A 12,605-nucleotide genomic window follows, 5' to 3' on the forward strand; every position below is an offset into this window, starting at 1 on the left:
GGCACGGGCCGCGCCATCATGCCGGGTCGACTCTGGATCAACGGCGGGTCCGAATGCAAGTCCGACCGACGCGGCCGGATCGTCGCCGTCAGTTCCGCGCGCTTTGCAGCAGCGGTGTGATCCGACGCACCGCCGCGCGCCGATTGGCGCGTTCGGCATCCAGCGTCGCAATGGCCAGGTCACTTTCGCCATAGCCCTGCACAACCAGGTTTTCGGGCGGCACGTCGAAATACTCGGTCAGGGCCAGTGCAACGCTTTCCGCACGGCGGTCGGAGAGGGCCAGGTTGAACGCCGCCGCGCCCACCGCATCGGTATGCCCCTCGACCAGGAACACCTCGGCCGGGTTGCGGTCGATCATGCCGCGCAGCGCGTTGCCCAGCGCCGCCAGTTCCTCCGCCTCTTGCGGGCGGATCACTGCCGAGCCGGTCTCGAAGTTGATGCTGTCCACGGTGATCTCGGGCACCAGCCGGCGCACGGCGTCGACATGCCGGACCTGCTCCAGCGAGAAGCTGCGGTTCACGCCGTCCGACTGTGCCGCGGCCAGCGCTGCGGCCAGATCCTCGGCCTCGACCTGGCGAATGTCGACCGCCCGCCGCGCGCGCGGCTTCGGCAACTGGCTGACTTCGACCTGCTCGACCTTCTTGGTGTCGTCGAAGAGAACCGTGCTGGTGCCGTCGGGCAGCGTGCGGATACGGCGCAGCACGCGGCCATCGGCGGCGCGGACGGTTTCCACCTCGGTCCCGTCGCCGCGCACGACAACGGTGCGGGTCGAGCCGTCCTTGAAGCGGTAGGTGGTGACATCCGATCCCGGCTGACGCAGCAGGGCGTCGTCATTCTTGAGAATGCGATAGCGCCCGTCCTGCTCGACCACCGCGCGGTCGCCGGAATTGGTCACCACCTTTTCGCCGCTTTTCAGGAGCGAACCCACCGCAAGCGCGCCGAGACCCAGCAGGGCCGCGCGCTGCGCATTGCTGAGGCCGTCGTCGCTGTCAGCCGGTTCGGCGGCCGGGGCCTGCTGCGCGGCTTGGGTTTCGGCCACGTTCTCGGACACGTCGGTGTCGAATTCCTCGTCGGAACTGCGGGCTGTGTCTTCGGTGACGGTTTCCTCGACCACATCGACCTCGGCCGAAGCGCCGGCATCCGTTTCGGCGGCGGCCGCAGCGGCGGGCGTCTCGGATTCGGCCTGGGCCAGGGCATCGGCCTGCTCCTGGCTGTCCATCGGCGCAACCTCCGGAGCCTCCCCAGCCGTGTCCGCGACGTCCTTGTCGGGTGTGTCGGCGCCGGTTTGCGCTGCGCCATCGTCCTGCGCTTCCGGCTGTTCGGCCGCCGGTTCCGCGGCGGTCACATCCTCGGCCGGAGTGTTTGTGCTTTCGGCCGTTTCCGCCTCATCGGCCGGTTGAGTGCCGGACTGGACATCCTCGGTTGCCGCCGCGGCGGATCCTGTCTGCCCTGTCGCCGCCGGCGCGGTGGTGTCGCCCCCTGCCCCTGCTTCGGGTTGCGATTGGGCCTCGGCTTCCGGGTTCTGGGCCGGCGCTTCGGCTGTCTCGGCCGGCTGATTGTCCTGCGCATCGGCAGGCGGGTTCTCGGCGGCATCGGCCTGCGCCGCCCCGGCACCTTCCTCCGCCTCGGGATCTGCCTGCGCTTCGGGCGGCGCCTCCTGCGTGGCCGTTTCGGACGACTGGGCCTGTTGATCCCCCGTGGCTTCAGCCGCGCCGTCCGCTGCCTCCGCCTCCGGCGCATCTGTCTGCATCCGCGCTGACAGGTCCGCGACGAAGGCGGTCGAGGTAAGCCCTGAGGGCAGCAGAGCATCAAGCTGCCCGCTCAGATAGGCGTTACAAAGCTCGATCTCCGGTCCGGTCCCCTGCAGGGTGAGGCCGCCATCTCCGCCGACCACCGCATCGGCGCTGGCCAGATCCCGGCAGCGGGCGATCTGTGCCGCGATCTCGGCCTCGCCCATCTGTTCCAGGCCCAATGCCGAACCGGTGTCCTGTGCCACGAGCGGGGCGGGTGCCGCCAGCGAAGCCATGAGCGCGATGGCGGTGGTCGATCTGAGTATTCCTGGTTTCATCCGATCTGCCTTTCCGATTCCGTGAGTCGCTGAACGTCCGAACGGAAACGCGGGGGTGACAGAGGGGGTTCCCCCGGCCCGACACGGCGTCGGCGGGCTTCCACCGGTCAGGCGGTGAATTGCGCCATCAGCCGGGCCTTCTCGCCGAGATCGTCGGGGCGCGAGATCGCATCGGCCAGATCCTCGAGCGCGGCGATGGAATGGCCGGCGCGGAAGCTGTCGACATGCGGCAGCATCGCGGCGATGCCCCGGGCGCGGGGCGCGAACCCGTCCCAGCGCAGCAGCGGGTTGAGCCAGATCAGCCGGCGGGCCGACAGCTGCAGCCGCTGCATCTCGTGCGCCAGGCGGGCGGGGTCGTCGCGGTCCAGCCCGTCGGTGATCAACAGCACCACCGCGCCCTGTCCCATGACCCGGCGCGACCAGTCGCGGTTGAAGGCGTGCAGGCAGGCGCCGATCCGGGTGCCGCCCTCCCAGTCCTGCGCCTCGGACCCGGCGGCGGCCAGGGCGGCGTCGACATCGCGTTGGCGCAGGTGGCGGGTGATGTTGGTGAGCCGCGTGCCGAAGGTGAAGGCATGCACGCGCGCCCAGCCCGCCCCTCTGGCATTGGAGACGGAATGGAGAAAATGCAGGATGATCCGGCTGTACTGGCTCATCGAGCCGGAAATGTCGCAAAGCACGACCAGGTTCGGCCAGCGCGGGCGTGGCCGCTGGCGGGCAATTGTGTGCATGTCGCCGCCCTGCCGCATCGCCGCGCGCAGGGTGCGGGCGCGGTCGATCCGCCGGCCCTGCGCGCTGGCCTGGCCGCGCCGCGAGGGGATCGGCTTGACCGGCAGTTCCAGACGGGCCAGCATCCGCTTGGCGCGCGCCACCTCGTCGGTGCTCATCTGCTCGAAATCGAGCGTGCGAAGCCGCTCTTCGGCGGACATGGTGAGCGTCGCGTCCACCTCGATCTCGGTGCCTTCCGCCTCGCGGTCCCGGGTGTCCGGCAGATCCGGCTGCGCCCCGTCCAGCAGGGCCTCCGCGGCGCGTTTCTCGGCGGCGCGCGCGCTGCGCTCCTCCTGCACGCCGCGGATGGCAGGCAGCATCATCGCCATCATGTGCTCGAGATATCGCGGATCGCGCCAGTAGAGGCGGAAGACCTGGGCGAACACCGCGCGGTGTTCGGGCCGCGAGACGAAGCAGGCATGCAGCGTCCAGTAGAAGTCGCGTTTCTCGGTGAACCCCGCCGCCTCGACCGCGCGGACGGCATCGATCACCCGGCCCGGCCCGATCGGCAGGCCCGCCTTGCGCAGGGCGCGGGCGAAATGCGCGATGTTCTGCGCCAGTTTCGGCGCCTCGGGGATTTCCAGCGGGATGTATTCCGGCATCAGCCGGCCACATGGGGGCTCTGCCCCCATACCCCCGGAGTATTTCCCAAAAGATGAAGGGTCATGCCGGTGCCAGAGATGCCCGAGCCTGGTCGAGCAGACGCTTGGCCTCGGAGCCCTGCAGCCTCTGGATGTCGTCCTGATATTTCAGGATCGCGCCCAGCGTGTCGGCGATCACCTCGGGCGACAGGTCGATGACATCCAGCGCCAGCAGACATTTGGCCCAGTCGATGGTTTCGGCGACGCCGGGTTTCTTGAACAGGTCCTCGGTCCTGAGCTGCTGGACGAAGGCCACCACCTGGCGGCTGAGGGTCTCGGCCGCCTCGGGCGCGCGGGCGTGCAGGATCTCGATCTCGCGGTCGAAATCGGGATAGTCGACCCAGTGATAGAGGCAGCGGCGCTTGAGCGCGTCATGCACCTCGCGGGTGCGGTTCGAGGTGACGATGACGATGGGCGGCTCGGGCGCCGTGATCGTGCCCAGTTCCGGCACCGTGACCTGGTAGTCGCTGAGCGCCTCGAGCAGGAAGGCTTCGAACGGCTCGTCGGTGCGGTCCAGCTCGTCGATCAGCAGCACCGGGGCCCCTGCCGGATCGGGGCGCATGGCCTGCAGGAGCGGCCGCTCGATCAGGTAGTCGGGGCCGAAAAGCTCGCGCTGCAGGTCGTCGCGATCGGCGGAGCCGGTCGCCTCGGCGGTGCGGATGGCCACCATCTGCGCGGCGAAGTTCCAGTCGTAGACGGCGCTGGCGGCATCCAGCCCCTCGTAGCATTGCAGGCGGATCAGCCGCCGCCCCAGCGCCGCGCTCAGCGCCTTGGCGATCTCGGTCTTGCCGACACCGGCCTCGCCCTCGAGGAACAGCGGCCGACCCAAGCGCAGGGCTAGGAAGGTCACGGTGGCCAGCGCACGGCCACAGACATAGCCCTGCGCGCCCAGCGCCTGCTGCACGGCGTCGATCGAGTCTGGCCTGGTCATCCATCCCTCCGTTTTTCGCCCCCCAAGAGGTCATGCCGCGCGCGCCGCGTCAAGCGAGCGGCCAAGATTGACGCCCCATGTCGCGGCCTGTAATGGTTTTGAGAAGAAAAACAGGCACTTTGGTCCCGGACCCCACCGGGTTCGGGCCGGCAAGGCGGATCGAGAGGCGGACGGATCATGCCCGATCGGGGCCCGGCGGCGCCCGGAGAGAAGACGGGAGGCGCGCAATGCGCATCACCGCGGTAACCTGCGTCAAGAACGAGGGGCCGTTTCTTCTGGAATGGATCGCGTTCAACCGGCTGATCGGCGTGACCGATTTCCTGTTCTATTCCAACGATTGCAGCGACGGCACCGACCGGTTGCTGGACGCGCTGGACGCGCGCGGGCTGGTCCGGCACCTGCCGAACCCGGCCGAGGGGCGCAACTACCAGATGGAGGCATTGAAGGCTGCCGCCCATCAGGATGTGGTCAAGAGCGCCGATTGGGTCTGGATCGCCGATGTCGACGAGTTCCTGAACATCCACGTGGGCGATCACACGATCCCGGGGCTGATCGAGGCCTGCGACAACCCGCAGGCGATCTCGGTCACGTTCCAGTTCTTCGCCAATGACGGCCTCGGTGAATTCGAGGACCGGCCCGTCATCGCCCAGTTCACCCGCAGCCACAATCCCGACATCTGGTGCGGAGAAACCGCGCAGGAGGTCAAGACGCTGGTTCGGAGGGATTTTCCGCTGCAATATTACGGCGCGCACCGGCCGTTCTTCCGCAAGTCCCTGCCCGAGAAGAAGCGCCCGTCCTGGACCGATGGCGGCGGGCGCCCGGTGCCGCACAAGTTCCTGGTGGCGGCCAACCCGCGGCGCATCCGCAAGTTTCCGGCCCGCGGCGCGCGCGGGTTGGCGACCTTGAACCACTACGCTTTGCGCAGCCTCGACAGCTACCTGGTCAAGACCGACCGCGGCGACGTCAATCGTGAGAACCGGAACTTCGATGATACCTATTGGCGCGAGCGCAACGACAACGCCTGGCAGGACTTGAGCATTGCCCGGTATCTACCTGACCTGGAACAGGAAATCTCTGAATTGAAGGCCTTGCCCGGTATAGCGGCACTGCATGACGAGGCGGTTCGGCTGCACTGCGCGCGGCGCGATGCGCTGCTGACGCAACCCGCCTACCAGGCGCTGCGCGAGCAGTTGCGGACCGCCTCGCCCCTGCCGCCCGAGGAAGAGGCGCTGCTGCGCAGTCTGGAGGCGGTGGCATGACGCGGCTGCGGGTCATCAACCTCGGCCTGCCGAAATCCGGCACCACGACGCTGGGACGGTCCCTGCGCGAGGCGGGGCTGCGCGTGGCCGACTGGAAGGTGCGCCCGGACCAGAGCGACGATCCCGAGGTCGGCGGGCGGTTTCTGGGCGACCTGATGTATCGCGGCTATTTCGAGACCGGCGATCCGCTGCAATATCTCGACGGGTTCGACGCGCTGTCGGAGCTCAACGTCGCCAATGTCGCGTTGAACCGTTGGCCGCAGACCGACTGGGGCCTGCTCAGCGCCCTGATGGAGCGGCACCCCGGCGCGCGGTTCCTGCTCAGCTCGCGCGAGGCGGGGCGGCACGTGGACAGCATCCTGCGCTGGAACAATCTGGGCCGCGAACGGCTGCCCAGGCTGGACATTCCCGGCCTGCCGCGCGGCTTCGGCACCTCGGCCGAGGAACTGGCCCGCTGGATCGAAGGGCATCGCAGCTTCTGCCGCAAGGTCTTTGCCGGCAGCGACCGGTTTCTGGAATACGATGTCGAGGATCCGGGCGTGATCGGCCAGCTGAGCGATTTCCTGGGGATCGAGCTGACCTGGTGGGGCACCGAGAACCGCAATCCGCAGGACAAGGCGACGGGGGCCGTGCGGTGAGGATCGTCCTGCATCTCGGCCCCGAGGTCGCCGGGGCCGGCCGGATCCAGCGGATCCTGTCGGACAAGCGCGAGCAGCTGGCCGGCAAGGGCGTCCTCTATCCGCGCAGCCCGGGCGACCGCAACCACACGCGCCTGTTCATGGCCGTCACCGACCCGGATCACGTCGATCCGCTGCGGGCCAACCGTGGCTTCGCCGACCCAGCGCGGCAGGCGGCGTTGCGCGCCGATGTTCTGGGCGGGCTGCGCCGCGAGATCGACCGCCACACCCCGCAAGTGCTGATCCTGTCGGCGGCGCAGCTGGCCTCGTCGGTTCACAGGCGCAGCGAGATGGAGCGGATACGGGCCCTGCTCGCGGAATTCTCCGAGGACATCTCGCTGCTGGCCCTGGTAGACGACCCCGCGCGGCTGATGCTGGCGCATTTCGCCTGGCAGCTGCGCGAGGGCCGCGCCGCGCCTTTGGACCGGGATCTCGGACTGCTGGACGCGCCCGACTGGTGGCAGGCCTGCCTGGACGTGATGCCGCGGATCGACCCGGCCTCGGGCCGGTTCGAGGAGACCGAGGGCGCCCCCTTCTGGCTGGACCTGGCGCAGATGCAGGCGCGCTGGGAAGAGGTGTTCGGCACCGGCCGGTTCAGGTTTCATCACCACGACCCCGACGCGCTGGCGCAAGAGACCGCGACCGACGAGGTCCGCGCGGCCTTCGGTATCGAGACCGGCATGGGCCGGACCGTGACCGCGATCGAAACACCCCTGCCCCCGGCCGCGGACCTGGCGCGGTGGCGGCAGTTCAACGCGCTGCTGATGAAGTACGCGAGCCTGAAGGGCGGGTTTGTTCCCCGCCGCCTGCTGCGCCAGTTGCACGACGAACTGGCGGTGGGCGGCCCCGCCGCGGATGCGAGGGCCTTGGCGTCGGTGTCCCGGCGCTTCGGCCCGGCAAACGCGGCCCTGGCCGAGGCGCATCCCGGGCTGGGTCCGGACTGGCCCGCGTCGCCATCCCCGTCCGATCCCTGGGCCGAGGCGGATCCGCTGTTCGGCTTCCGCGCCTCGCAATACCTGCTGGCCTTCCGCTACCGCATCGACAAGGCGCTCAAATCCGAGGATGCGCCGCAGCCCGACGAACCCGCCACCGACACCCCGACGGGCCTGAGCGAGGCCGCCCGCGCCATCCTGCCACCCGGCGCGGTCGAGAAGTTCCGCAGCCTGCGCAACTCGGCCTTTGCGCCGCATAACCGGCTGGGCGCGGTGGACGAGGAACAGCTGGCCGCGACATTCGACCCGGCGCCGATGCGGGACCTGCCCGAGGGGCACAGCGGCAACGTGATCGTCGGCTGCATGAAGAACGAGGCGCCCTATGTCGTCGAATGGGTGGCCTATCACCGCGCCATCGGCGTCGACAACTTCCTGATCTACACCAACGATTGCAGCGACGGCACGTCGGAGATCCTGTCGCGATTGCAGCAGATGGGCGTCCTGCAGCACCGCAACAACGACGGCTGGAAGGGCGGATCGCCGCAGCAATACGCGCTGAACCAGGCCCTGAAGGAGCCGGTGATCCGCGACGCCGACTGGATCATCCATATCGACGTGGACGAGTTCATCAACATTCGCTGCGGCAACGGCACGCTTGCGGATTTCTTCGACCGCGTCCCCGAGGCGACCAACGTGGCCATGACCTGGCGGCTGTTCGGCCATAACGGCATCGCGCGCCTGGACGACCGGTTCGTGATCGACCAGTTCGACGCCTGCGCGCCGAAATTCTGCCCCAAGCCGCACACCGCCTGGGGCTTCAAGACCATGTTCCGCAACATCGGCGCCTACGGCAAGATCAGCTGCCACCGGCCCAACAAGCTGAACGAGGCGCGCCGCGACCTGGTGCGCTGGGTCAACGGGTCGGGCCGCGACATGACGCGCGAGGCGGTGGACAACGGCTGGCGCAATTCCAAGCGCAGCATCGGCTATGACCTGATCCAGCTGAACCACTACGCGCTGCGCAGCGCCGAGAGCTTTCTCATCAAGCGACAGCGCGGCCGGGCGCTGCATGTGGACCGATCGATCGGGTTGAACTACTGGATCCGCATGGACTGGTGCGACCACCGCGACGTGACCATCAAGCGCAACCTGCCGCGCCTGCGCGCCGAATACGACCGGCTGATGCGGGATGACACGCTGCGGGCGCTGCACAGGCAGGGGCTTGACTGGCATCGCGCCAAGGCGGCCGAGCTGCACGGCATGGCGGAGTTTGCCGAGCTCTACCGGCAGGCGCTCGACATCAAGCTCACCGAAACCGAGCGCGTGGCCTATGCCCTGGCGCTGGACATGGAGAGCTGAGCGATGACCGCAGCCGATCCCGGCGCCGCCGATGACGCCCCGGACACGCCCGAGACGATCGCCTGCCGCGACATCCGGTTTCCGCTGGATCGCGGGCTGCTGACCCCGCGCCTGCGGACTTTGCTGCGCAGCGACGGGTTCGAGGCCAAGGAGGCCGACGCCGCCCTGCGCCTGGTCAAACGCGGCGACGTCGTGATGGAGCTGGGCGGCGGGCTGGGGTTCCTGTCCACCCTGCTGGCACTGAAAACGCGCGCCAAGGCGGTCCATTCGTATGAGCCCAACCTGGCGCTGGTGCGCTATGCGCGCGAGGTCCATGCCCTCAACCGGGCCGACAAGGCGCAGATGCATCACGGTGTTCTGGGCGATGCGCCGGGCGAGGCCACGTTCTACCTGCGCGACGATCCCCTGACCTCGTCGCTGTTTGCCGACCACGGCCCCGGCGAGGTCCTGCCCCTGCGCACGCCGGTCCTGTCCGCCGAGGCCGAAATTGCCCGCCTCTCGCCCACGATCCTGATCTGCGACATCGAGGGGGCCGAGGCCGATCTGCTGCCGAAGCTGGACCTGTCGGGCCTGCGCGGCGTGCTGGTCGAGCTGCATCCGCGCTGGATCGGCGCGGCGGGGGTGGCCGGGATATTCGCGCGGATGCACGCCGCCGGGCTGGTGTTCTTTCCCAGGCTGTCGCAGGGCAAGGTGGCCGTGTTCAAGAGGGGGTGGTAGGGCGATGCGCTTCCTGGCGATCCTGACCGTCCGCAACGAGGGGGCGTTCCTGCTGGAATGGCTGGCCCATCACCAGGCCGCGGGCTTCACCGATTTCCTCGTCTTCTCGAACGACTGCCAGGACGGCACCGACAAGATGCTGGACCGGCTGGAGGAAATGGGCCACCTCACGCATCTGCGCAACGAGGGCCCATATGACAAGGGCGGAATCCAGTTCACCGCGCTCAAGGCGGCGGCGCGGCACAAGCTGGTCAAAAAGGCCGACTGGATCCTGCCGCTGGACATCGACGAGTTCGTCAACATCCATGCCGGCGACGGCACGGTGCAGGACCTGACCGCCGCCCTGCCCGAGGCCACCGCCATCACCCTGACCTGGCGCCTGTTCGGCAACGCCGAGACCGTGCGCTATGCCGACACGCCCATCACCCGCGCATTCACCAAATGCGCGCCCGAGGTGATGTTCTGGCCCTGGCGGGCGGCAATGTTCAAGACGCTCTACCGCAATGACGGAACCTATCGCAAACCCGGCGTGCACCGCCCCCGCAGCCCCGATCCCGACCGCCTGGCGCAGGCGCGGTGGTTCGACGGTCACGGCAGGCCTCTGGACGAGCAGTTCCGCGAGAAACGCATCTTCTCCAATTTCGGGCGCGAGAATTACGGGCTGGCGCAGCTCAACCACTATCCGCTGGGCGCGATGGAAAGCTACGTGCTCAAGGCCGACCGGGGCCGCGCCGTGCATTCCGACCAGATGCTCGATGTCGACTATTGGGTCGAGCGCAATTTCAACACTGACGAGGATCTCTCGATCCAGCGGCTGTGCGACCGCGCCGACCCGTTGCGCGCCGCGCTGCTGGGCGATGACAGCCTTGGCCGCCTGCACGAAAAGGCCGTCGCCTGGCGCCAGGCGCGGTTCCTCAAGCTGATGGAGCAGGAACCCTATCGCGCCCTGTTCGCGCGCTTGCTGATGACGCCGCCGTCGCGCCCGGTGAACGCGGCCTCGGCACGCACCCTGACCGGGTTCGCCAATCTCGGGCGCATGAAATCCGGCGACGATGCGCAGGAAAACGACCCCAAAGCGACCTGAGATTTGCCCATTTTGGCCGCAATCCGCCGATATCGCTGTCCTTTACACCGGCCCCATTGCGGCCGGACGGAAGAGGACGGGCCATGTTGCATGAAAAGATGAGCAGAATCGACGAATCCATTGCCGGCTACCGGCGCGGGATCTGGCGCGCCAAGCTGATCGAGCAGGCCGAGGCCGAAGGCATGGCCCAGGATCTGGGCGAGGAGTATTTCGCCACCTTCATCGACCGCAACAGCACGCTTCTCGTCACCTTCGAGACCGCCCAGGCCATCCGCGCCCGGTCGGACACGCATCAGCCACTGGGCTTCAAGATGGTCAAGGCGCATGACTGGTCGCATCTGTGCATCATCGCCGGCGAGCAGAGCTGGTTCCGCGACGAGGCGATCTATGACTTCTTCGACCGGCTGATCGACGACGGCTTCTTCGAGGATTTCGACCGGGTCCTGTTCCACGGCTCCGGGGCCTGCGGCTATGCCGCCGCGGCCTATTCCGTGGCCTCGCCCGGCGCGACCGCGCTGCTGGTGCAGCCGCAGGCGACACTGGACCCGCGCATGACGGAATGGGACGACCGCTTTCGCAACATGCGGCGCAGCAGTTTCACCGACCGCTACGGCTATGCCCCCGACATGCTGGACGCGGCCGAACGCGCCTTCGTGATCTACGATCCGGCCCAGCAGCTCGACGCGATGCATGCCAGCCTGTTCCAGCGCGCCAACGTCACCCGCCTGCGGATGCGCAACATGGGCGGCTACCTGCAATCGCGCCTGGCCGAGATGCGCATCTTCGACCAGATCCTCACCCTGGCCGGCCGCGGCGAGCTGTCCGCGCACCGGTTCTATCAGCTCTACCGCGCGCGCCGGAGCAATGCGCGCTATCTCAAGGCGCTGGCCGCCCAGCTCAACCATGCGAATCGCCCGGGGCTTGAGACCATGCTGTGCCGCAGCGTGCTGGAGCGGATGCCGATCCGCCGGCTGCGCCGCCGGCTGGACGAACTGACCGAGGCGCAGGCCGGCGAAACACCCGGAAACACCGGCTGAGCGCACCCTTGGCGCGTTCCGGGACTTCCCCGCCCCGCGGCACTGTGCTAGCGGAACGCCATGACCGACAGCCTCACGATCCGCCGCCCGGACGACTGGCACCTGCATCTGCGCGACGGCGCGATGCTCAGGGCCGTATTGCCGGAAACCGCCCGCCATTTCGCCCGCGCGATCATCATGCCGAACCTGGTGCCGCCGGTGGTGACGACGGCACAGGCCGCGGCCTATCACGACCGGATCCTGGCGGCGCTGCCCACGGGCATGGACTTCCGGCCGCTGATGACCCTCTACCTGACCGAAGAGACCGATCCCGACGATGTCGCCGCCGGCCATGCCAGCGGGCTCATCAAGGCGGTCAAGCTCTACCCGGCCGGGGCAACCACCAATTCCGCGTCGGGCGTGCAGGATTTCGACAAGGTGCGCGGCGTGCTCGAGCGCATGGCCGAGATCGGCCTGCCGCTCTGCGTACATGGCGAGGTGACCGAGGCCGAGATCGACATCTTCGACCGCGAGGCGGTGTTCATCGAACGCGTGCTCGACCCGATCCGGCGCATGACGCCGGGGCTTCGCGTGGTGATGGAGCACATCACCACCTCAGACGGGGTCGACTATGTCAAGGCCAGCGATGACGGGCTCGCGGCCACGATCACAACCCACCACCTGGTCATCAACCGCAACCACATCCTGGTGGGCGGCATCAAGCCGCATTACTACTGCCTGCCCGTGGCCAAGCGCGAGGATCACCGGCGGGCGCTGCTGGCCGCCGCCACGTCGGGCGATGCGCGGTTCTTCCTGGGCACCGACAGCGCCCCGCACACCGACGCCGGCAAGGAAAGCGCCTGCGGCTGCGCCGGCTGCTTCACCGCCACCAACACCATGTCCCTGCTGGCCGAGATCTTCGAACGCGAGGACGCGCTCGACCGGCTTGAAGGGTTCGCCTCGCGCCACGGCCCGGCCTTCTACGGGATGCCGGTAAATGCGGACACGATCACCCTGACCAAGGGCGCGCCCGTCGACTATCCCGCCAAGATCGACACCGGCGACGGCCCGGTCACCGTGTTCGATCCCGGCTTCCCGCTGCATTGGCGCGTCACCTGATTTCATCGTTCCCGAAATACTCCCGCCGGAGGCGTCC

10 protein-coding genes are annotated in these 12,605 nt (G+C 68.3%); 7 read left to right on the forward strand and 3 right to left on the reverse strand.

The genetic code is table 11. From position 1 onward, the window contains the following. Positions 1-88: 88 nt before the first annotated feature. The 3 genes from BMX57_RS01900 to BMX57_RS01910 form a co-directional block, all read right to left on the reverse strand. The gene (locus BMX57_RS01900; RefSeq protein ID WP_092361961.1) at positions 89-2,068 is read right to left on the reverse strand and encodes an OmpA family protein; all 1,980 of its coding nucleotides are present in this window, start codon (positions 2,066-2,068) and stop codon (positions 89-91) included. Positions 2,069-2,175: 107 nt separating this feature from the next. Beyond that, positions 2,176-3,435 (reverse strand): vWA domain-containing protein, encoded by a 1,260-nt coding sequence (locus BMX57_RS01905; RefSeq protein ID WP_092361963.1) that lies wholly within the window; start codon positions 3,433-3,435, stop codon positions 2,176-2,178. A 61-nt stretch (positions 3,436-3,496) separates the two neighbouring features. Further along, complete coding sequence (locus BMX57_RS01910; protein ID WP_092361965.1) at positions 3,497-4,405, reverse strand: AAA family ATPase; 909 nt, start codon at positions 4,403-4,405, stop codon at positions 3,497-3,499. Positions 4,406-4,632: 227 nt separating this feature from the next. On the opposite strand from BMX57_RS01910, the gene BMX57_RS01915 reads away from it, so the two are divergent. The 7 genes from BMX57_RS01915 (at position 4,633) to pyrC (ending at position 12,568) form a co-directional block, all read left to right on the forward strand. Then, a complete protein-coding gene (locus tag BMX57_RS01915) occupies positions 4,633-5,664 on the forward strand; it encodes a glycosyltransferase family 2 protein (RefSeq protein WP_092361967.1) in 1,032 nt (343 codons plus the stop codon). Beyond that, a complete protein-coding gene (locus BMX57_RS01920) occupies positions 5,661-6,302 on the forward strand; it encodes a sulfotransferase family protein (RefSeq protein ID WP_092361969.1) in 642 nt (213 codons plus the stop codon). The genes BMX57_RS01915 and BMX57_RS01920 overlap by 4 nt, the downstream gene beginning before the upstream one ends. Continuing rightward, complete coding sequence (locus BMX57_RS01925) at positions 6,299-8,632, forward strand: glycosyltransferase family 2 protein (RefSeq protein ID WP_092361971.1); 2,334 nt, start codon at positions 6,299-6,301, stop codon at positions 8,630-8,632. The genes BMX57_RS01920 and BMX57_RS01925 overlap by 4 nt, the downstream gene beginning before the upstream one ends. Positions 8,633-8,635: 3 nt before the next feature. Next, on the forward strand, positions 8,636-9,349 hold the full coding sequence (locus BMX57_RS01930; RefSeq protein WP_092361973.1) for an FkbM family methyltransferase: 714 nt from the start codon (positions 8,636-8,638) through the stop codon (positions 9,347-9,349). Positions 9,350-9,353: 4 nt separating this feature from the next. Further along, entirely contained in the window at positions 9,354-10,433 is a 1,080-nt protein-coding gene (locus BMX57_RS01935) for a glycosyltransferase family 2 protein (RefSeq protein ID WP_092361975.1), read from the forward strand. Positions 10,434-10,531: 98 nt separating this feature from the next. Next, entirely contained in the window at positions 10,532-11,470 is a 939-nt protein-coding gene (locus tag BMX57_RS01940; RefSeq protein WP_229724151.1) for a phosphoadenosine phosphosulfate reductase, read from the forward strand. A 60-nt stretch (positions 11,471-11,530) separates the two neighbouring features. Beyond that, complete coding sequence (gene pyrC, locus BMX57_RS01945; protein WP_092361978.1) at positions 11,531-12,568, forward strand: dihydroorotase; 1,038 nt, start codon at positions 11,531-11,533, stop codon at positions 12,566-12,568. Positions 12,569-12,605: the final 37 nt, after the last annotated feature.

The organism is Cribrihabitans marinus (assembly GCF_900109035.1).
GTDB lineage: Bacteria > Pseudomonadota > Alphaproteobacteria > Rhodobacterales > Rhodobacteraceae > Cribrihabitans > Cribrihabitans marinus.

Coding starts and splice junctions, on each gene's coding strand:
- BMX57_RS01900 (WP_092361961.1), bottom strand. CDS start 2,068: ATGAAACCAGGAATACTCAGATCGACCACCGCCATCGCGCTCATGGCT.
- BMX57_RS01905 (WP_092361963.1), bottom strand. CDS start 3,435: ATGCCGGAATACATCCCGCTGGAAATCCCCGAGGCGCCGAAACTGGCG.
- BMX57_RS01910 (WP_092361965.1), bottom strand. CDS start 4,405: ATGACCAGGCCAGACTCGATCGACGCCGTGCAGCAGGCGCTGGGCGCG.
- BMX57_RS01915 (WP_092361967.1), top strand. CDS start 4,633: ATGCGCATCACCGCGGTAACCTGCGTCAAGAACGAGGGGCCGTTTCTT.
- BMX57_RS01920 (WP_092361969.1), top strand. CDS start 5,661: ATGACGCGGCTGCGGGTCATCAACCTCGGCCTGCCGAAATCCGGCACC.
- BMX57_RS01930 (WP_092361973.1), top strand. CDS start 8,636: ATGACCGCAGCCGATCCCGGCGCCGCCGATGACGCCCCGGACACGCCC.
- BMX57_RS01935 (WP_092361975.1), top strand. CDS start 9,354: ATGCGCTTCCTGGCGATCCTGACCGTCCGCAACGAGGGGGCGTTCCTG.
- BMX57_RS01940 (WP_229724151.1), top strand. CDS start 10,532: ATGAGCAGAATCGACGAATCCATTGCCGGCTACCGGCGCGGGATCTGG.
- pyrC (WP_092361978.1), top strand. CDS start 11,531: ATGACCGACAGCCTCACGATCCGCCGCCCGGACGACTGGCACCTGCAT.